The sequence below is a fragment of the Xanthomonas indica genome (genome assembly GCF_040529045.1).
In the GTDB taxonomy this organism is placed as follows: Bacteria; Pseudomonadota; Gammaproteobacteria; order Xanthomonadales; family Xanthomonadaceae; genus Xanthomonas_A; species Xanthomonas_A indica.
Genome location: NZ_CP131914.1, coordinates 135,034 through 154,439, shown reverse-complemented (window position 1 = coordinate 154,439; position 19,406 = coordinate 135,034). Strand labels below are relative to the sequence as shown.

The following is a 19,406-nucleotide window of genomic DNA, read 5'->3' as shown; positions in this document are numbered from 1 at the left end:
CCCCATTCCCCAATCCCGGCTCCTCATGGATAAAGTCTTCATCGAAGGTCTGGAAATCGACGCGCTGATCGGCATCTACGATTGGGAGCGGCGGATCCGGCAGACGCTGCGCTTCGATCTGGAAATGGGCTTCGACAACCGCAAGCCCGCGGCCAGCGACGACATCGCCGATACGCTCAACTACAAGGCGGTGAGCAAGCGCCTGGTGGAACTGGTCGAGCAGTCCGGCTACGGGCTGGTGGAGACGCTGGCCGAGCGCTGCGCGGAAGCGGTGCTGCAGGAATTCGACGTGCGCTGGTTGCGGCTGAAGCTGAGCAAGCCAGGCGCGGTGCGCGGGGCGCAGGCGGTGGGGGTCATCATCGAGCGCAGCCGCGCATGAGCGTGCAGGCGTTGCTGCCGTTCGCCAGCGCCTCGGCGGCGCTGCCTGGCGCGGCGTTCTTCGCCGACCTGCAGCACACCCTGGCGCCGTATCCCTGGGCCTACGACGCGATGGTGATCGTGGCGCTGCTGCTGGCGGCGTGGCTGGCCAACTGGGTGACCAAGCGGATCCTGCTGCGCGGGCTGCGGCGGGCACTGCGCGCCACCGTGCTCAGCGACAAGGAAGTGAAGCTGAGCGTGATCCCGCGCCTGGCCAACGTGATCCCGGCCCTGGTGCTGTCGTTGGGCATCGGCGCGGTGCCGCATCTGCCGGCGGCGATGGTCAGCGTGGTGCGCAACGTCTGCGCCGCCTTCATCGTGCTGACCGTGGCATTGGCCTTGTCGCGCGTGCTGGACCTGCTCAACCACGTGTACGAGCGGCGCCCGGACGCGCACAACAAGCCGATCAAGGGCTACATGCAGTTGCTCAAGATCGTGCTGGGCGTGGTCGCGGCGGTGCTGATGGTGTCGGTGCTGGTGGACAAGTCGCCGGTGATCCTGCTGTCGGGCGTGGGCGCGATGATGGCGGTGCTGATCCTGGTGTTCCAGGACACCCTGCTGTCGCTGGTGGCCAGCGTCACCATCAGTTCCAACGACATGGTCCGCGTCGGCGACTGGATCGAGATGCCGCAGCAGAACGCCGACGGCGACGTGATCGACATTGCGCTGCACACGGTCAAGGTCCAGAACTGGGACAAGACCATCACCACCATCCCGACCAAGAAATTGATCAGCGACTCGTTCAAGAACTGGCGCGGGATGAGCGAGGCCGGCGGGCGCCGGATCAAGCGCGCGCTGTACCTGGACCAGCACAGCGTGCGCTTCCTCGACGCCGCCGAGATCGAGCAGATGCGGCAGTTGACCGTGCTGCGCGAGTACATCGACCGCAAGCGCACCGAGCTCGACGCCTGGAACGGCGCGCTGGCCGAGCGCGGGGTGGCGCCGATCAACGGCCGCCGGATCACCAACCTCGGCACCTTCCGCGCCTACGTCGAGCACTACCTGCGCGCCAGCCCGCACGTGCGCCAGGACATGACCCTGCTGGTGCGGCAACTGGAGCCGGGCGCCAACGGCCTGCCGCTGGAGGTGTACTGCTTCGCCAACGACACCCGCTGGGCGATGTACGAGCAGATCCAGGCGGACCTGTTCGACCACCTGCTGGCGATCCTGCCCAACTTCGACCTGCGCGTGTTCCAGGCCTCCAGCGACGCCATGTTCATGGACAGCGCGCGCATCCGCCGCGCCCCGGAGACCGTCCCGCCGCCGGCGGCTTGACGGCCGTCACGACTGCGGGCATGTTGCGGGACAACATGCCGGCGCCTTTCGCCGCCGGCCCACAGCAACAAGGGGCGCGATGGACTGGAGCAAGTACCGCACGGCCACCTTCGACGAGCTGATCCAGTCCGATGGGCAGCCACGTCCGGCCGCGCGCCGGGTCATCGAGTACCTGTCCAGCCTCAGTGGACGCGAATTGTCCGAACGCCAGCTCGCCGCCGATGTCGCCGCGCGGGTCATGGGCATCACCTTCACCGTCTACTCCGACGGCCGCAACGTCGACCGCACGCTGCCGTTCGACCTGATCCCGCGGGTGATCCCGCTGCACGAATGGCAGCGCACCGAGGCCGGGCTGAAGCAGCGCATGCGCGCGCTCAACCTGTTCATCGGCGACATCTACGGCGCCCAGCGCATCGTCAAGGACAAGGTGTTCCCGGCGATGCTGCTGGAGCACTCGGTCAACTTCCGCCCGCAATGCGTGGGCATCACCCCGGCACTGGGCGTGTGGGCGCACGTATGCGGCTCGGACCTGGTGCGCGACGCCGACGGCACCCTGTACGCGCTGGAGGACAACCTGCGCATCCCCAGCGGCGTGTCGTACATGCTCGAGAACCGCATGGTCGCCAAGCGGGTGTTCCCGGAGCTGTTCGAGACCAGCGCGATCCTGCCGGTGGACGACTACCCGGCGCAGCTCTACGACACCCTGGCGGCGCTGTCGCCGCGCCCCGGCGACCAGCCGGTGATCGCATTGCTGACCCCGGGCATCTTCAACAGCGCCTACTTCGAGCACGCCTACCTGGCGCAGGCGATGGGCATCGAACTGGTCGAGGGCGACGACCTGTTCGTGGCCGACGACGACTGCACCTACATGCGCACCGTGTACGGGCCGCGCCGGGTCGACGTGATCTACCGCCGGGTCGACGACCTGTTCCTGGACCCGGAGGCGTTCCGCGCCGATTCGGTGCTGGGCGTGGCCGGGCTGATCCGCAGCTGGCGCGCCGGCAAGGTGGCGCTGGCCAACGCGCCGGGCGCCGGCGTGGCCGACGACAAGGTGGTGTTCGCCTACGTGCCGAAGATGATCCGCTACTACCTGGACGAGGAGCCGATCCTGCCCAACGTGCCCAGCTACCTGTGCCACGACGACAAGGACCGCCAGTACGTGCTCGAGCACCTGGACGAGCTGGTGGTGAAGCCGGCCAACGAGTCCGGCGGCTATGGCATGCTGATCGGCCCGCGCTCGACCACCCGTCAGCGCGAGCAGTTCCGCAAGCTGATCCTGGCCGACCCGCGCAACTACATGGCGCAGCCGACCCTGGGCCTGTCCACCGCGCCGATCGTGACCGAGGCCGGGCCGGCGCCGCGGCACCTGGACCTGCGCCCGTTCATCCTCTCCCGCGAGGACGTCTACGTGACCACCGGCGGGCTGACCCGGGTGGCGATGGAGGAGGGCTCGCTGGTGGTCAATTCCTCGCAGGGCGGCGGCGCCAAGGACACCTGGGTGGTGGACCTGGACGAGGAGCTGGACTGATGCTCTCGCGCGTCGCCGACAACCTCTACTGGTTCAGCCGCTACGTGCGCCGCGCCGAGACCACCGCGCGGCTGGTCGGAGTGGGCAGCCTGCTGCAGCTGGACCTGCCGCGCTCGGTGCGTTTCGCCTGGCGGCCGATGATCGACACGGTCGGCGCCGGTGAGATCTTCGCGCTGTGGTTCCCCAATGCCGGCGACGACGTCGGCGATGCCGACGTGGTGCGCTTCCTGCTGCTGGACGAGCGCAATCCGTCCTCGCTGCGCAGCTCGGTGCGCTACGCCCGCGAACTGCTGCGCAGCATCCGCGACACGCTGCCGCAGGAGATCTGGGAAGCGGTCAACGACCTGCACCTGCACATCGACGCCAACGGCGAGCGCAGCGTCGGCCGCCGCTACCGCATGGAGTTCCTGTCCCATGTCACCGATGCCTGCCTGAAGGTGTCCGGGCTGCTGACCGCCAACGTCAGCCGCGACATCGGCTTCCAGTTCCTGCGCCTGGGCACGGCGATCGAGCAGGCCGACATGACCACGCGCATCATCGATGCCGGCGCCTCGGGCCTGATCACCCCGCGCCAGGCCGACGACCGCGAGGCCTACCAGGCCATGCAGTGGATGAGCGTGCTGCGCGCCCAGGCCGCCTACCAGATGTACCGCCGCCACGTGCGGCAGCGCGTCACCGGCGAGCAGGCGCTGCGCTTCCTGCTGCAGAACAACGATTTCCCGCGCAGCGTGCAGTTCTGCCTGGTCCGCGCCCAGCACATCCTGCCGACCATGCCGCCGCGGCCGCCGGTGGAGCGCGCGCTGATGCGGATCAGCGGGCTGGTGCGCAATGCCGACCCGGCCTACCTGGCCGCGCACAACCCGGCCGGGTTCATGGACGAGATCCAGACCCACCTCGGCCACCTGCACAACGCCATCGCCGAGGCCTACTTCAGCTCCTGAGCCGCCGCGGGCGCCGCCGTGCCTGTGGCCGGCGGCCGCGATGCGGCCCTTGTGAGGCGGGGCATCTCGGCCGTGCCATCCCGTTGCTCGCCCTATGCGGCATCCGTCCGCAGGCGTATGGTGCGCGGCGGCCGGGGCGCACCCGGTCGGTAGACAGTTTTATGAATAGGCGATTCCGGCGCCGGAACTTGCCCCATCGACTGGCCGCAGAGCTAGAATTGGCGGCTATGTAAACGTTTTCTCAAAGGACCCCATGGCTTCGGATCGTATCGAATCGCTCATCGCCCGCATGACCGTCGAGGAGAAGGTCGGCCAGCTCGGCGTCTTCGCCGACATGGTGCGCCCGTTCGCCCCGGACGTGAATCCGGAAGCCAACGTCCGCAATGCCGACGAGGTGCTGCAGCAGGTGCGCGCCGGCCGGGTCGGCTCGCTGTTCAACGGCGTCGGCGCGGAGCTGGGACGGCGCATCCAGCAGGTGGCGCTGGAGGAGAGCCGGCTGGGCATCCCGGTGATCCTGGCCGCGGACGTGATCCATGGCATGCGCACGGTGTTCCCGATCCCGCTGGGCGAGGCCGCCAGCTTCGAGCCGGACCTGGCCGAGCGCACCGCGCGCGCCACCGCGGTCGAGGCCACCGCCGCCGGCATCCATTGGACCTATGCGCCGGCGGTGGACATCGCCCGCGACCAGCGCTGGGGCCGCGGCGCCGAGGGCGCCGGCGAAGACGTGGTGCTGGGCTGCGCCTTCGCCGCCGCACGCGTGCGCGGCTTCCACGGGCCGGACCTGCGCGCCGACGATGCGCTGCTGGCCACGCCCAAGCACTTCGCCGCCTATGGCGCGGTCGCCGCCGGCATGGAGTACGCCAGCGTCGACATCGCCCCGCAGACCCTGCGCGACGTGCACCTGCCGCCGTTCCAGGCCGCCCTCGGCGCCGGCGCGCTGAGCGTGATGACCTCCTTCAACGACATCAACGGCGTGCCGGCCAGCGCCAACCACGAGTTGCTGACCGAGATCCTGCGCGGCGAATGGAAGTTCCCCGGCGTGGTGATCTCCGACTACACCGCCGACATGGAGCTGATCGCGCACGGCTATGCCGCCGACGAGCGCGACGCGACCAAGAAGGCGTTCCTGGCCGGCATGGACATGAGCATGCAGAGCGGCTTCTACGCCGCGCACCTGCCATCGCTGGTGGAGGACGGCGAGGTGCCGATGGCGCTGCTGGACGCGTCGGTGCGCCGCGTGCTGGAACTGAAGGAAGCGATCGGCCTGCTGGACGATCCGTACCGCTCGCTGGACCCGGCGCGCGAGGCCGACCAGTCGCACATCGCCGCGCACGATGCGCTGGCGCGCGACGCGGCGCGGCGCTCGATCGTGCTGCTGAAGAACGACGGCCCGGTGCTGCCGCTGCGCAAGCAGGGACAGAAGATCGCGCTGATCGGCCCGTTCGTGCAGGACCGCGACAACATCGAGGGCTGCTGGACCCTGTTCGGCGACAAGAGCCGCTACGTGACCCTCGAGGCCGGCGTACGCGCCGCGCTGGACGACGCGCAGGCGCTGACCGTGGTGCCCGGTTGCGCGCTGGAAGCGCCGCTGGACGGCGGCATCGAGGCGGCGGTGGCCGCCGCGCGCGCCGCCGACGTGGTGGTGCTGGCGCTGGGCGAGCCGCAGCGCTACAGCGGCGAGGCGCAGTCGCGCACGCAGATCGTGCTGCCGCCGGCGCAGCAGGCGCTGGCCGAAGCGGTGGCCGCCACCGGCACGCCGCTGGTGGTGCTGCTGCGCAACGGCCGCGCGCTGGCGCTGCAGGGCGCGGTGCGCGACGCCGCGGCGATCGCGGTGACCTGGTACCTGGGCACGCAGACCGGCCCGGCGGTGGCCGACGTGCTGTTCGGCGACTACAACCCGTCCGCGCGCTTGCCGGTGAGCTTCCCGCTCGATGCCGGGCAGCAGCCGTACTTCTACAACCACCCGCGCACCGGCCGGCCGGAATTGCCGACGATGAGCGAGTTCAAATCGCGCTGGCGCGAGGTGCCGAACGCGCCGCTGTATCCGTTCGGCCATGGCCTCAGCTACACCCAGTTCGCCTACGGCGCGCCGCAACTCGACCGCACCCAGGTCGGTTGGGACGACACCCTGACCGTGACCACGCGCATCGACAACGTCGGCGAGCGCGAGGGCGAGGAAGTGGTGCAGCTGTACATCCACGACCGTGTCGCCAGCCGGGTGCGCCCGGTGCGCGAGCTGAAGGCGTTCCGCAAGGTGCGGCTGGCGGCGGGCGAGGGCATGGAGGTCAGCTTCACCCTCGACCGCCACGCGCTGGCCTTCACCGGCCGCGACGGACAGTGCACGGCCGAGCCGGGCATGTTCGACCTGTGGGTGTGCGCGTCCTCGGCCAGCGGCGAGCCCGTGGCCTTCGAGCTGCTGCCGCAGGGCTGATTGCGGCGTCGCGGCGTCGCGGCAGGGCCTGCCGCCGCCGCGGCGACGTTCTTGAATAGGCGACGTGTCTACCGGACCCGTCGCCGTGACGTGACCGCGGCCACGCCCTGGCCGCGGCATGCTTGCCGTGCACATGGGGTCTGCTAGGTTCGGGATTCGACCCCAACCGATAGGTGCACGTCATGCAACGTACTCCCCTGGGTTTGGCTTGCGCGCTGGCCATTGGCCTGGCGATGTCCGCGGCACACGCCGCGCCCGCCGACAAAGCGGCCGAGCGGCGCGGCGACTGGCCGTTCTCGGCGACGCCGGTCGCCACCTTCAACGAACCCTGGGCAATGAGTTTCCTGCCCGATGGCACCGCGCTGGTCAGCGAGAAGGGCGGCACGCTCAAGCGCATCGACCCGGTCAGCGGCCACACCGGCGCGGTGACCGGCGTCCCGGCGGTGGCCTACGGCGGCCAGGGCGGCCTGGGCGATGTGCTGCCGCATCCGGGCTTCGCCAAGAACGGCTGGGTCTACCTGAGCTACGCCGAACCCGGCAGCGGCGACACGCGCGGTGGCGCGGTGATGCGCGCCAAGCTCACGCTCGACAACAACGGCGGCGGCACCTTGTCGCAGCAGCAGGTGATCTGGCGGCAGCAGCCCAAGGTGTCCGGCAACGGCCACTTCGGCCACCGGCTGGCGTTCGGCCCGGACGGCAAGCTGTGGATCAGTTCGAGCGAGCGGCAGAAGTTCGACCCGGCGCAGGACATGAGCGGCAACCTGGGCAAGATCGTGCGCCTCAACGACGACGGCAGCGTGCCGGCCGACAACCCATTCTCCAACCGCGGCGGCGTCGCCGCGCAGGTCTGGTCGCTCGGCCACCGCAACGTGCTCGGCCTGGCCTTCGACGCCAACGGCCGGCTGTGGGAACACGAAATGGGCCCGGCCGGCGGCGACGAACTCAACCTGATCCAGCGCGGCGCCAACTACGGCTACCCGATCGTGTCCAATGGCGATCATTACGATGGCCGTCCGATCCCCGACCACAGCACGCGGCCGGAATTCGCCGCGCCCAAGGTGAGCTGGACGCCGGTGATCTCGCCGGCCGGCTTCGTCATCTACAACGGCAGCCGCTTCCCGCAGTGGCGCGGCAACGGCTTCATCGGCGGCCTGTCCTCGCAGTCGCTGGTGCGGATCGAGTTCAACGGCGAGACCGCGCGCGAAGCGGCGCGCTACGACATGGGCAAGCGCATCCGCGAAGTGGAGCAGGGCCCGGACGGCGCGCTGTGGCTGCTGGAAGACGGCGCCGGCGGGCGCTTGCTGAAGTTGCAGCCGCTGGAGAGTTGAAGCACGCACCCGGCAGTGGCGGTTGCGCCGCTGCCGGGTGAGCGGCATGGGCGTGTGCCTGGCGATGCGTCGGTTTCGTCGGGCGCGTAGTGCTATTAGGAACAACGCCGTGCTGCCCTCGTACGAGCGGCTTCAGCCGCGACGCGCTTGCTCGGTAAAGCCCGTCGCGGCTGAAGCCGCTCCTACGATCGGGGATGTGGCGCGTCCGCCTCAGTCGCCGTTGCCGGCCCGCTCCCAGGCGCGGCGCACCGCGTGGCGGGCCTTGCTCCAGCTCAGGGTCTGCGAGCCTTTGTTGTTGTCCCAGTCGCGGTGCAGCTCCGCTTCCACCTGCTCGTAGGCGCGGTTGAAGTCGCGGATGCGCGCCTCGTGGCCGGCGTGGTAGGCGGGCTCGTAGTCTTCGAAGCGCTCGCCTTCGCTGTAGTAGGGCTCGTCCGCGAAGCGATCGCGCCAGTACTGCGAGACGCTGCTGCGGTCCTCGTCGTTGGGGGCGCGGCCGGGAATCTGATACGGAACGCTCATCGTGGGTCTCCGTTGCGGTGAATACGCTCCACGCTAGTCAGGCGCTCGTTAATCCTGTCCCTGCGCGGCGTGATCGCGGTATGAAACATTCATGCCTTCTGGCAGGCTGCGCCCGCGCGCACGGTGGCTTACGATCCGCCGCTACACCCTCGCTTTCCGGCAGACCCCATGGCCGCCAACGGCATCGCCTTGCTGACCCCGTACCTGGCCACGGCCGGCGTCGGCTGGTTGTATTACCGGCGGATCCGCCGCTACTTCGGCCGCCAGCCCTGGCAACCGCGGCGCACCGGCGTGCGGCTCGGGTTCCTGCTGCTGGTCGCGGTCCTGCTGACTTGGCTGGCTGCGCAATTGCCCGCCGTGCGCCTGGGCATGGCGCTGGGTGCCGTGGGCGGTGCCGCGCTGGGCGCCTTCGCCCTGCACCACACCCGCATCGAGGTGCAGGACGGCGCGCGCTGGTATACGCCCAATCCCTGGATCGGCGCCGCGCTGAGCGTGCTGTTGCTGGGGCGCCTGGCTTGGCGCTGGGCCAGCGGCGCCTTCTCCGGCGGGAGTGCGCAGACCCTGCAGAACGCCAGCCCGCTGACCATGAGCATCGCCGCGGCGTTGATCGCCTATGGGCTGGTGTACGCCGCTGGGCTGCTCGTGCGCATGCGGGCGTCGACGACCGCCTGATGGCCAGCGCGCGCCGGTTGCGGCGCCGTCGTGGTCGGTCTCCAGGCTACGCAGACCATCGAGCGCCGCGCCTCGCGCGCGAGATCGGCCGCAAGCCGATGTGGCGTTCGCTCCGTGGCGCCGCGTCAGTGCGCGGCTGCCGCCGCTTCGTACGGCAAGGCCGTGGTGCCGGCCGCGCGCAGCGGGGCATCGGCGGCGTCCAGTTGCTCCGGCTCGCCTTCGATCACCACCAGGATGCGGCCGGCCTCGATTTCCTCTTCGAAGTTGCGCCGCACCGGGTCCGGCACAGTCGACCCGACCAGGGCCGAGGACCAGCTGCCGACCAGCGCGCCGGCAATGGCCATCACGCCGGCGCCGGCCAGGGTGATGCCCAGTGGCGGTACCGCGATCGCCGCCAGCCCGGCCAGCAGGCCCGCCGCGCCGCCACCCAGGGCGCCGCGCGCGGCGGCCGGCACGGTGTCGGTCTTGCCTTCCTTGCGGTCGTCGGGGATGGCTTCCAGTTCGATGTCGCCGCGGGCGACCAGCGACAGGTTGTCGTTGTCGACACCGGCGCTGCGCGCGGCCTGCAGCGCACGGGTGGCGGTGGGCAGATCCGGGGCACTGTAGACGCGGCGTCGTTTCATGGCGGGCGGCCCTTGCTGTCGGGCGTCCAGCCTCCGGGGGCTGGAGTTATCCGCGCGTGACCTGCGCGCAAGGCGGCGTGAAGGCGTTCAGGCCGCGTCCTTGCGCGGGAAGCGATAGAACAGCGCGCCGACCAGCAACGCCACGCCCGCGGCGGCCAGGTTCTGCCAACTGGCGCTGAGCAGCAGCGCCAGCGCCAGCAACAGCGCCGCCAGCGGAATCAGCGGCCCGCCCGGCAGCCGCAGCGCACCGGGCCGGTCGCGGTAGCGCCGTGCCAGCACCAGCACCGCCGCGGCGGTGCCGATGTAGGCGAACAGGCGGGTGACCATCGACAGCAGTGCGAGTTGTACGAACGAGCCGGACAGGGCCAGCGCCAGCGACAGCACGCCCTGCAGCAGGATCGCCGCGGCCGGCGTGCGGAAGCGCGGATGTACCCGTGCCAGGAACGCCGGGCCATAGCCGTCCTTGGCCAGCGCGAACAGGAAGCGCGGCCCCAGCATCACCGTGTTGCTGGTGGTGCCGAGGATGGAGATGGTGGCGCCAACGGTCAGAATCAGCGCCAGCGCCTCGCCGCCGAAGCCGCTGGCGGCGTCGGCCAGCGGCGTCGCCGATTGCGCCACGTTGGGCAGCGTGCCCTGCGCCACCACCTGCACCGCGGCATAGATCAGGGTGACGGTGACGATCATGGTGATCAGCGCGAACGGCACGTCGCGGCGCGGATTGCGGTATTCGCCGGCAGCGGCCGGGATGTTCTCGAACCCGGCGTAGGCGAACAGCAGCAGCAAGGCCGCTTCGCCGAGGTTGCCGACATCGCGCGGGTCCGGGGTCTTGCCCGAGAACGCCCACGACCAGTCCACGTAGAACACGCCGATGGCCACGAACAGCAGCAGCGGCACCAGCTTGCCGATCACCAGCGCCACGCCGGTGCGCGCGGCCGACTTCACGCCGATCACGTTGATCGCGGTGAGCAGGCCGAGCGAGCCGACCACGATGCTCAGGCGTGCGCCGCCACCGGCTGCGGCCGGCCAGAAGCGCACCACCGCATCGGCCAGGCCGTTGCTCAGCGCCGCCGCCGAACTGATCCGGGTCAGCCAGATCATCCAGCCGATCTCGAAACCGGCGAAGCGGCCGAACGCCTCGCGCGCATACAGATAGCTGCCGCCGGGCTCGTCGAAGTAGCTGGCCGCCTGCGCGTAGCACAGTACCAGCAGGGCCACCGCGACGCCGGCCAGCAGCACCGCCCACAGGCTCAGCGGCCCGAGCAGGGCGGCGGTGGCCGCCGGCAGCAGGTAGATGCCGCTGCCGATCACGTCGTTGATCGACAGCCCGACGATCTGCCAGCGGCTGACCGCACGGACCAGCCCGGGCGCGGGCGCCTGGCTCACGATGCCGGCTCCACGGCCGGCAGCGCCCAGTCGGCCTGCAGGCGCCGGTAGGCGTCGCGGGGCAGCAGCACGAACAGCGGCGCGGCCGACGGCCGCAGCCATGCCAGCAGCCCCTGCATGTCGGCCGGCTGCATCGCGGTGCAGCCGGCGGTGGGCGCGCCCGGCGCACGCCACAGGTGGGCGAAGATGCAGCTGCCGGCCCCCGGCGAGCCCTGCGCGTTGTGCTGGATGACGAAGCCCTCGCGGTAGCGCGTGTCGCCGGCGTGGCGCAGGTCCAGGCGCATCGGCTCGGTGGACCCGGCCACCGCGGCGCTGCCGACCTCCTTGGCATCGACGATGCGGTTGTACAGCGGCGAGGTGGGCACGTCGATGCAGTAGTTGCTCTCCTGCATTGCCTGGTAGGGCATGGCGCTGTCGATGCGCGGCGCATAGCCGAAGGCCTCGCCGATGGTGAACACGCCCGCCGGGCTGCGGCCGTCGCCTTCGCGTTTCTGCGGGCCGTCGTCTTGTGCCGGATGCAGGCCCAGGCCCCAGGCGCTGCCGTGGCGGCCGAGGCTCACGTCGAAGGCCTTGCCATGCGCGCGCCACCCCTGCGCGTCGCGCTCGAACGCCTGCAGCTGCCCCTGCGGGCTGTCCCAGTCCGGCGCCAGCACCAGGATCAGTTGCTGCGCGCGCTGCAAGGCGGGCACGGCGGCGCTGTCGGCGGCCATGCTCGGCGCGGCGATCAGGGCGCACAGCAGGGCCAGGCCGATGCGCCAGGCACGGTGGCGGCCGTTGTGCGCTAGCGCGGCTGGGGACCGATGGAGCAGGGGCATGGGCATCTCCGGTGGCGGCATGGGCGCGAGGCGCGCCTTGGGTGCAAGGTAGCGCAGTTGCGAGGCGGATGGCGTGCGCTGGTGCCGCCATCTCGGCCGACTGCTCGACCGATGAAGTGGTTGGCAGTGATGTGCGTGCTGACGACGCATGGTCGGTGCGAGCAGTCTTGTCGCGTGATGGCCTGGTTCCGAAACCGGGCAAGACGACCCATGCCGTCGCCGTTGCTCCGGCTGTTGCTTTGGCTTTGGCTGTTGCTGTCGCTTTTGACTTGCCGGGTTCCTTTCCGAAGCGGCGGCCAGCCCGGGGAAAAACCCCGAAGGGGCGGCGCACAAGGACGTGCGCCGTTCGCGGCAGGGGCAGGATGCCCCTTCCGCGAATCCCCGGGCTGGACGCGGACCCGGAGCGCGTTAGCGCGGAGGGCGCGAGGCAGGGTGTGCTTTCTTTTGGTTACTTTTCTTTGCACAAGCAAAGAAAGTGACTCGCCGCAAGGCGAAAGCTTTGCTCTTGAAGATGCTGCCGCCATGGCTGAATTGTAGGAGCGGCTTCAGCCGCGACAGGCACAATGGACTCTCGCTGTCGCGGCTGAAGCCGCTCCTACAGATCTTCTCGTCCGACAGACAAACTTGAATCAACAGCAGTAGCAACAGCAAAAGCTTTAAAGGCTTTCGCCCTTGCGGGCGAGTTACTTTTCTTTGCTCGCGCAAAGAAAAGGTAACCAAAAGAAAGCGCGCCCTGCCTACGCGCCCTCCGCGCTGCGCGCTCCGGGTCCGCGAACCAGACGGGATCCGCGGAAGGGGCATCCTGCCCCTGCCGCGGACGGCGTACATCCATGTACGCCGCCCTTCGGGTTTTTCCCGCCTGATTCGCCGCTTCGGAAGGGAACCCGGTAAGTCAAAAGCGACAGCAACAGCCAAAGCCAAAGCCAAAGCAACAGCGGCAGCCGGGGCAACGGCAACGGCCGAAGCAACAGCAACAGCCGAAGCAACAGCAACAGCAAATGCGCTGCACGGCGGTGCGCTTGTGCGCAATGCGTGGGACGCAGCGGCCGTGCGCCGTCCTCCAGCCCGCATCCAATGACGCTAGCGATCCAACAGCGGCCGCGACACCGAATCGCGTGTGATCAAGCGGTGCGGTACCACGTGATTGACGCTGGCGCGCTCCGCCCCGGCGGCCTGCCGGATCTCGCGTAACAGGAGGTCGATGGCGGCATCGGTCATGTCCGCCACCGGCTGATGGATGGTGGTCAGCTCCGGCCACACCATCGTCGATGCCGACGTGTCGTCGAACCCCACCACCGACAGATCCTCCGGCACCTTCAGGCGCCGGCGATGCGCCACCGATACCACCGCCGAGGCCATGTCGTCGTTGCTCGCGAAAATCGCGCTGGGGCGCGGCTGCAGCGCCAAGAGCCGCTCGGCCGCCTCCAGTCCGGCGCGATAGGTGAAGTCGCCGGCTTGCACCAGCGCGGCGTCGTAGCCGATGCCCGCCTCCGCCAGGGCATCGCGGTAGCCCTGCCAGCGGTGCGCGCTGGCGGTCTGGTTCGGGTCGCCGGTGATGTAGCCGATGCGGGTGTGCCCGTGCGCGATCAGATGCGACACCATGTCGTGGCTGGCGCGGCGGTCATCGATGCGCACGCAGGAGACCTTGTCGCTGAACCGGCTGGACGCGATGGCGACGACGGGGATGCCGGCCTCGACGAAGGCGCCGACGATGGCCTTCGATTCGCACAGCGGCGGCGGCAGGATCACCCCCGCCACGCTGTTGCAGAGCGTCTGCGCGGCAGCGCGGCGTGCCCGCGGACCCAGGCCATCCCAGGTGGCGATCACCAGTTGCGCCGCTGCACGGGTGGATCCGCGCAGTGCCCCGACCAGCAGTTCGCGCAGATAGCTGGAGCTGGGATTGGTGTAGATCAACGCGATGCACAGGTGTTGCGCCGCGGCGAGGGCGCTGGCGGCCGGGTTGGGCCGGTAGTCCAGGGCGCGCACGCTGCGCATCACCCGCTCGCGGGTGCTCTCGCGCACGCCGGCATGGCCATGGGTGACGCGCGAGACGGTCATGGGCGAGACGCCGGCATGCGCCGCCACGTCGTCGATGGTGATGGTGCTCGCTTTTCGACGCAGCGTTTTGGGGGTGCTCTTCAAGGAATGCGTTCCTTTGTTGCGACGCATGATGACAAGCGATATCGGGGGTGCGTAGTCTGCGCCGTGACGTGATGATAGCGCTATCAATTAGCGGCAGTCGGGCTCGGGGGGAGCCTTTATCGCGCGTCGTCTGGCAATCCTGAAACGGAGTTTTGAGTCGCAGCGACCGCACAGCGCGCTGCGATGTTCGGCGTGGAAGACGGGCATCGCCCGTGCGTGCCTCTTTGGGGGAGGGGCGGTACATCCATCGATCGCATGTCAGAGGGGAGAGTCATGAGCGCTTCTATGTTTCGTCGTCTGCCAGTCCTGAGGGCTCGTCCATGAGCCGGGCGCTGGCGAAGTTCAAATCCAGGGCCATGTTCACGTTCGTCGGCGGCGTGCTGGTCATCAATCCCGCCTTCGCACAGGACGCCGCGACGCCGGCGCCGCCCGCCCAGCAGCAGGCCCAGAGCAGCCCGACCCAACTGGATACCGTCCAGGTCACCGGCCTGCGCAACAGCCTCAGCCAGGCGATGGACATCAAGCGCGATTCCGCGGGCGTGGTGGATGCCATCAGTGCCGAGGACATCGGCAAGTTCCCGGACACCAACCTGGCCGAATCCTTGCAGCGCATCACCGGCATCTCCATCGAGCGGCGCGATGGCGAAGGCGCGCAGGTCACCGCGCGCGGCTTCGGCCCGCAGTTCAACATGGTGACGCTCAACGGGCGGCAGATGCCGGGCGCCGATGCGTTCGGCGCCGCCGGGCAGGTCGCCATCGGTGGCGTCGACGGCGGCACCCGCGCCTTCAACTTCGCCCAGTTGGCCGCCGAAGCGATCAACGGCATCGAGGTCTACAAGACCAGCCAGGCCAACGTGCCCAGCGGCGGCATCGGCGCCACCATCAACATCCTGACCTCGCGTCCGTTCGACCACCAGGGCATCGTCGCCAGTGCCGGCGCCAAGGCGGTCTCCGACCGCAGCCAGCCGTTCGACAACGACCTGACCCCGGAACTGTCCGGCATCTTCAGCTACAGCAATCCGGACAAGACCTTCGGTGTCGGCGTCAGCGCGAGCTACCAGAAGCGCAAGGGCGGCTCGGTGCAGGCCACCGAGAACTACTGGAACGTGCAGCCGTGGACCGGCTCGCTGCCCGGCAACCCGACCGTGGTCAACGCGCCGCAGATCGGTGCGCTGTACGCGCGCCCGAACGATCTGCGCTATGCGTTCTCCGAGTTCGAACGCGAGCGCGTCAACGGCCAGGCGGTGCTGCAGTTCGCGCCCACCGACAGCCTGACCCTGACCCTGGACTACACCTACTCGACCAACGAGATCACCGAGAATCGTGGCGAGCAGGGCATGTGGCTGCAGAACAGCAACTACACCGACGTGACCTTCGACACCAGCGGCGCGGTGGCGGTGCCGACCTACATCCGCGAAATCGCCGGCACCAAGGATTTCGGCCTCGAGCAGCAACGCAGCATGCAGAAGTACAAGCTGGGCTCGCTCGGCCTGAACGCGGTGTGGAACGTGACCGACCGGCTCAAGCTGAGCTTCGACGCGCACGACTCGAAGAACGAAAGCCGCCCGAACGATCCGCTGACCGGCGGCGGTTCTCTCTTCATGAGCATTGCCGGCACCAACAACTGCACCACCGGCCCGCACTGCGGCGGCTCCTGGGTGCAGGAGTTGAACTTCAACAACGGCCTGCCGATCGGCGCCCAGGTCTGGTATCCGAGCGACGCCGCTGCCGCGGCCAACGTCAACGGCGTGGTCAACCCGGGCTTCGTGCCGGGCGAGATCGGCACGCAGGTGCTGCGCGTCAACTCGCAGAGCCAGATCAGCCAGATCAAGCAGGCGCGCGTGGACGGCGAGTGGAGCTTCGACCAGGGCCGCTTCCAGTTCGGCGTGGACAGCAGCAAGTCGACCACCCACCGCATCCAGGCCGCCGAGGCGTATTCCACCCTGGGCGACTGGGGCGTGGCCAATGTCGACCGCGATACCGCCGGCGGGCTGATGAACCTGATGCAGCCGGTCAACATCATCGGCCTGTTCGACGACTACGGCGGCACCAGTTGGCCCGCATGGCGGGGCGATGCCGGCCGGCTCGCGGAATGGGCAGCCGGCCAGTACGGCGTCGGCCTGGGCGTGAGCCCGCAACGCGCCGCCGACAATTTCGTGGAGGAGAAGACCCGCTCGGCTTACTTCCAGGTGGAACTGGATGGCGAGTTGGCCGGTCGGCGTACCAATACGCGGTTGGGCGTGCGCTACGAAACCACCGACGTGGTCTCGACCTCGGTCATCGCCACCCCCGAAGCGATCGAGTGGCAGTCCAACAACGACTTCCGCGTGGTGCTGTCCAACGCGCAGCAACCCTTCAGCGAAAAGACCACCTACAGCTATATCCTGCCCAACCTCGATTTCAGCATCGACCTCACCGACACGCTGAAGGGCCGCGTCTCGTTCGGCAAGAGCATCGCGCGCGCGCCGATCGGCAACCTCTATGCCGGCCCCGGGGCGCAGCAGCCGTTCGGCTCGGTGCTGATCGACCCGTCCTCGCGGGCCAGCGGCACCGCGCAGAACCCGGCGCTGAAGCCGCTGGAGTCCGACAACCTCGACCTGGCGCTGGAGTGGTACTTCGCCGACGCCAGTTACCTGTCGGTGACCTACTGGAACAAGTCGGTCAACAACTTCATCGGCAACACCGTGGTGCAGGAGAATCTGTACGGCCTGCGCGATCCGACCTCCGGCCCGGACGCGAGGACGGCACTGGCCTTCCTCACCAGCGGCGCCTGTCTCGCCCAGGTCGGCCCGGCCAACGCAGCGGCCTGTTCGGCCAACGATACCTCGCTGTTCACCGCGCTGGCCCTGCTGCGCAACAACCCGGCCGGCCTGGCCGCCTACAACGGTAGCGGCGCGCAGGTGCTGGCGACCGAAGCGGCCTACGATCTGTACGGCGAGGCCGACGACCCGCTGTACGAGTTCAACGTCAACCGCCCGATCAACCAGAACCAGGCCAAGCTGCACGGCTGGGAACTCGGCGGGCAGTACTTCTTCGGCGACACCGGGTTCGGCGTCCTCGCCAACTACACCATCGTCAAGGGCGACGTGGGCTACGACAACGGCGGCGATCCGGGCATCGACCAGTTCGCGCTCACCGGCCTGAGCGACACCGCCAATGCGGTGCTGATGTACGAGAAGTACGGCTGGTCGGTACGCCTGGCCTGGAACTGGCGCGACCAGTACCTGATCCTGGCCAACCAGGGCACCAGCCGCAATCCGTACTATGTGGAACCCTACGAGCAGTGGGACCTCAGCGTGAACTACACGTTGAACGACAACTGGTCGTTCGGCCTGGAAGCGATCAACCTGACCGGCGAGGACGTGCGCTGGCGCTCGCGTACCTCGCAGATGATCGTGAAGCTGGCCGACCAGAGTCCGCGCTACATGCTGGGTGTTCGCTACAGGTTCTGAAGAAGGCGAGGAGCTTCTCTTCGCGTGTCGCCACGGACGCCGCCGCTGTCGCGGCGGCGCGCCGTGCAAGGCTGCAACCAGGAGTGCGCAACACGATGCCGCGTTACGAAATGCTCAACAACATCGCGCACCGCGACCTGCGCGTGGCCACCGACTTCGGGCCGGAGTTCGGCGACGCGGTGGGCATGGTGCCGGCCTATCCGAGCGAGTTCGCCGAGCTGCAGCGGGAATATCCGCTCTTCCTGCGCAAGGACCCGGCGACAGGCGCGTGGCAGTCGGTGGCGCTGCTGGGGTTCGAGCAGCACGAGAACCTGTTCCTGCAGGAGCGGCGCTGGGCGGCCTCGTATCTGCCCGGTGCGGCCGCCAAGGGGCCGTTCCTGATCGGATTCCAGGAGCAGCGGATCGATGGCGTGCTCAGCCAGGAGGCGGTCCTGCACGTGGACATGGAGCATCCGCGGGTGACCGCGATGCAGGGGGAGCCGGTGTTCCTGCCGCAAGGGGGTAACACCGCCTATCTCGATCACATCGCCACGGTGCTGCGCGGCATCCACGAGGGCCATGCCTTCGGCGCGGAGATGTTCGCCGCGCTCGATGCGCACGGCCTGATCCAGCCGGTGACGCTCGACGTGCAAGTCGATGCGCAGCATCGGGTCGGCGTCAGTGGCCTGCACGCGATCGACCGTGAGCGCCTGTCTCAGTTGGACGGCACCGCGCTGGCTGCGCTCAACCGCGCCGGCTATCTGGAAGGGGCGTTCCTGATGCTGGCGTCGCTGCACAACATGCGGCGGCTGATCGCCGAAAAGCAGCGACGCCTGCGATTGCAGGATGCCGCCGTCGCGGCGGGCAGGAACTGACCATGCCGGACGGCGGGGCCATGCGGACACTGGAGGGCGTGCAGCCCACCGCGCTGCCAGTGCAGGACCTGGTGGCGGCCGGGGAGCCGGTGGTGTTGCGCGGCATCGCGCGCGACTGGGGGCTGGTCCAGGCCGGGCTGCGCTCCACGCAGGAGGCGCTGGCGTACCTGCGTGGTTTCGATGCGGGTGTGCCGGTTCCGTATTCCTTCGGCGAACCCGGGATCGAGGGCCGTCCGTTCTACAACGCCGATTTCACCCAGTTGAATGTCGAGGTCCGGCGTGGACCGCTCACGCAGGTGCTGGACGCGATCGCCGCCACCTTCGAGGATCCGCGGCCGCCCACCTACTATGTCGCGTCGCTGCCGATCGAGCGGGCGCTGCCGGGGTTCGCGCAGGCCAACGACGCCGGCCTGGCCGGGCAGGGCATCGACGCGCCGGCGAGCATCTGGATCGGCAACCGCGTCATCGCCTCCTGCCATTTCGACACGCCGGACAACCTGGCCTGCTGTGCCGTGGGCCGGCGCCGCTTCACCCTGTTTCCGCCGGAGCAGATCGACAACCTGTATCCGGGGCCGCTGGACCCCACGCCGGGCGGGCAGGTGGTCAGCGTGGTGGATGTCGACCGCCCCGACTTCACGCGGCATCCGCGCTTCCGCGATGCCCTCGCCAGCGCGCAGCACGTCGAGCTGGAGCCGGGCGATGCGCTGTTCATCCCGAGCATGTGGTGGCACCACGTGCGCAGCCTTGAGCCGTTCAATGTGCTGGTGAACTACTGGTGGCGCAGTGCGCCGGCCTTCCTGCCCTCGCCGCTGACGGCGCTGCAGCACGCGATGTGGGCGCTGCGCGATCTGCCGGCACGCGAGAAGCAGGCGTGGGCGCAGATCTTCGATTACTACGTGTTCGGTCCGGGCGAACGCGCAGCGCAGCACCTGCCTGAGGCCGCGCGCGGCGAGCTGGCGCCGTTCGACGAAACGCGTGCGCGCCGCGTGCGTGCGCAGTTGCTGGCGCGACTCAACCGCTGATGGG

General features: G+C 69.1%; 15 protein-coding genes. 10 read left to right on the top strand and 5 right to left on the bottom strand.

The features are described 5' to 3' along the window. The first annotated feature begins 25 nt into the window (after positions 1-25). The 6 genes from folB (at position 26) to Q7W82_RS00605 (ending at position 7,920) form a co-directional block, all read left to right on the top strand. On the top strand, positions 26-379 hold the full coding sequence (gene folB, locus Q7W82_RS00630) for a dihydroneopterin aldolase (RefSeq protein ID WP_160945708.1): 354 nt from the start codon (positions 26-28) through the stop codon (positions 377-379). After that, positions 376-1,692: a mechanosensitive ion channel family protein gene (locus Q7W82_RS00625; RefSeq protein WP_242161175.1), complete on the top strand. Its 1,317-nt coding sequence runs from the start codon at positions 376-378 to the stop codon at positions 1,690-1,692. The genes folB and Q7W82_RS00625 overlap by 4 nt, the downstream gene beginning before the upstream one ends. A gap of 79 nt (positions 1,693-1,771) precedes the next feature. Beyond that, positions 1,772-3,220, top strand: coding sequence for a circularly permuted type 2 ATP-grasp protein (locus Q7W82_RS00620; RefSeq protein WP_010341631.1), 1,449 nt, complete (start codon positions 1,772-1,774; stop codon positions 3,218-3,220). Continuing rightward, entirely contained in the window at positions 3,220-4,161 is a 942-nt protein-coding gene (locus Q7W82_RS00615; protein WP_010341632.1) for an alpha-E domain-containing protein, read from the top strand. The genes Q7W82_RS00620 and Q7W82_RS00615 overlap by 1 nt, the downstream gene beginning before the upstream one ends. Positions 4,162-4,414: 253 nt before the next feature. Beyond that, positions 4,415-6,592 carry a glycoside hydrolase family 3 N-terminal domain-containing protein gene (locus Q7W82_RS00610; protein ID WP_242161176.1) on the top strand — a complete coding sequence of 726 codons (2,178 nt, stop codon included), beginning with the start codon at positions 4,415-4,417 and terminating at the stop codon, positions 6,590-6,592. A 182-nt stretch (positions 6,593-6,774) separates the two neighbouring features. Further along, positions 6,775-7,920: a PQQ-dependent sugar dehydrogenase gene (locus Q7W82_RS00605; protein ID WP_242161177.1), complete on the top strand. Its 1,146-nt coding sequence runs from the start codon at positions 6,775-6,777 to the stop codon at positions 7,918-7,920. 210 nt (positions 7,921-8,130) lie between these two features. Here the strand turns inward: Q7W82_RS00605 and Q7W82_RS00600 are convergent, their stop codons facing one another. After that, the gene (locus Q7W82_RS00600) at positions 8,131-8,439 is read right to left on the bottom strand and encodes a hypothetical protein (protein WP_242081352.1); all 309 of its coding nucleotides are present in this window, start codon (positions 8,437-8,439) and stop codon (positions 8,131-8,133) included. A gap of 168 nt (positions 8,440-8,607) precedes the next feature. Here Q7W82_RS00600 and Q7W82_RS00595 point away from each other — a divergent pair, with 168 nt between their 5' ends. Next, positions 8,608-9,111 (top strand): hypothetical protein, encoded by a 504-nt coding sequence (locus Q7W82_RS00595; protein WP_242161178.1) that lies wholly within the window; start codon positions 8,608-8,610, stop codon positions 9,109-9,111. Between the two features lie 125 nt (positions 9,112-9,236). On the opposite strand, the gene Q7W82_RS00590 is transcribed toward Q7W82_RS00595, so the two are convergent. From Q7W82_RS00590 to Q7W82_RS00575, 4 genes are all read right to left on the bottom strand, one after another. Next, on the bottom strand, positions 9,237-9,734 hold the full coding sequence (locus tag Q7W82_RS00590; RefSeq protein ID WP_242161179.1) for a hypothetical protein: 498 nt from the start codon (positions 9,732-9,734) through the stop codon (positions 9,237-9,239). An 87-nt stretch (positions 9,735-9,821) separates the two neighbouring features. Further along, positions 9,822-11,120 (bottom strand): APC family permease, encoded by a 1,299-nt coding sequence (locus Q7W82_RS00585; protein WP_242161239.1) that lies wholly within the window; start codon positions 11,118-11,120, stop codon positions 9,822-9,824. Then, positions 11,114-11,827, bottom strand: a complete 714-nt coding sequence (locus tag Q7W82_RS00580; protein WP_242161240.1) for a L,D-transpeptidase family protein — start codon at positions 11,825-11,827, stop codon at positions 11,114-11,116. Before Q7W82_RS00580 ends, Q7W82_RS00585 begins: the two co-directional genes overlap by 7 nt. 1,185 nt (positions 11,828-13,012) lie before the next feature. Continuing rightward, positions 13,013-13,990: a LacI family DNA-binding transcriptional regulator gene (locus Q7W82_RS00575; protein ID WP_242161241.1), complete on the bottom strand. Its 978-nt coding sequence runs from the start codon at positions 13,988-13,990 to the stop codon at positions 13,013-13,015. A 404-nt stretch (positions 13,991-14,394) separates the two neighbouring features. On the opposite strand from Q7W82_RS00575, the gene Q7W82_RS00570 reads away from it, so the two are divergent. From Q7W82_RS00570 to Q7W82_RS00560, 3 genes are all read left to right on the top strand, one after another. Beyond that, the gene (locus tag Q7W82_RS00570; protein WP_242161180.1) at positions 14,395-17,526 is read left to right on the top strand and encodes a TonB-dependent receptor; all 3,132 of its coding nucleotides are present in this window, start codon (positions 14,395-14,397) and stop codon (positions 17,524-17,526) included. A 95-nt stretch (positions 17,527-17,621) separates the two neighbouring features. Next, a complete protein-coding gene (locus tag Q7W82_RS00565) occupies positions 17,622-18,380 on the top strand; it encodes a SapC family protein (RefSeq protein WP_242161181.1) in 759 nt (252 codons plus the stop codon). Positions 18,381-18,382: 2 nt separating this feature from the next. Then, positions 18,383-19,402, top strand: coding sequence for a cupin-like domain-containing protein (locus Q7W82_RS00560; RefSeq protein WP_242161182.1), 1,020 nt, complete (start codon positions 18,383-18,385; stop codon positions 19,400-19,402). Positions 19,403-19,406: the final 4 nt, after the last annotated feature.

Bases quoted from the DNA above. Each gene is read 5' to 3' on its own strand.
- Q7W82_RS00615 (WP_010341632.1), top strand. From the start codon at position 3,220: ATGCTCTCGCGCGTCGCCGACAACCTCTACTGGTTCAGCCGCTACGTG.
- Q7W82_RS00625 (WP_242161175.1), top strand. From the start codon at position 376: ATGAGCGTGCAGGCGTTGCTGCCGTTCGCCAGCGCCTCGGCGGCGCTG.
- Q7W82_RS00605 (WP_242161177.1), top strand. From the start codon at position 6,775: ATGCAACGTACTCCCCTGGGTTTGGCTTGCGCGCTGGCCATTGGCCTG.
- Q7W82_RS00575 (WP_242161241.1), bottom strand. From the start codon at position 13,990: ATGACCGTCTCGCGCGTCACCCATGGCCATGCCGGCGTGCGCGAGAGC.
- Q7W82_RS00595 (WP_242161178.1), top strand. From the start codon at position 8,608: ATGGCCGCCAACGGCATCGCCTTGCTGACCCCGTACCTGGCCACGGCC.
- folB (WP_160945708.1), top strand. From the start codon at position 26: ATGGATAAAGTCTTCATCGAAGGTCTGGAAATCGACGCGCTGATCGGC.
- Q7W82_RS00600 (WP_242081352.1), bottom strand. From the start codon at position 8,439: ATGAGCGTTCCGTATCAGATTCCCGGCCGCGCCCCCAACGACGAGGAC.
- Q7W82_RS00620 (WP_010341631.1), top strand. From the start codon at position 1,772: ATGGACTGGAGCAAGTACCGCACGGCCACCTTCGACGAGCTGATCCAG.
- Q7W82_RS00565 (WP_242161181.1), top strand. From the start codon at position 17,622: ATGCCGCGTTACGAAATGCTCAACAACATCGCGCACCGCGACCTGCGC.
- Q7W82_RS00570 (WP_242161180.1), top strand. From the start codon at position 14,395: ATGAGCCGGGCGCTGGCGAAGTTCAAATCCAGGGCCATGTTCACGTTC.
- Q7W82_RS00580 (WP_242161240.1), bottom strand. From the start codon at position 11,827: ATGGCCGCCGACAGCGCCGCCGTGCCCGCCTTGCAGCGCGCGCAGCAA.
- Q7W82_RS00610 (WP_242161176.1), top strand. From the start codon at position 4,415: ATGGCTTCGGATCGTATCGAATCGCTCATCGCCCGCATGACCGTCGAG.
- Q7W82_RS00590 (WP_242161179.1), bottom strand. From the start codon at position 9,734: ATGAAACGACGCCGCGTCTACAGTGCCCCGGATCTGCCCACCGCCACC.
- Q7W82_RS00560 (WP_242161182.1), top strand. From the start codon at position 18,383: ATGCCGGACGGCGGGGCCATGCGGACACTGGAGGGCGTGCAGCCCACC.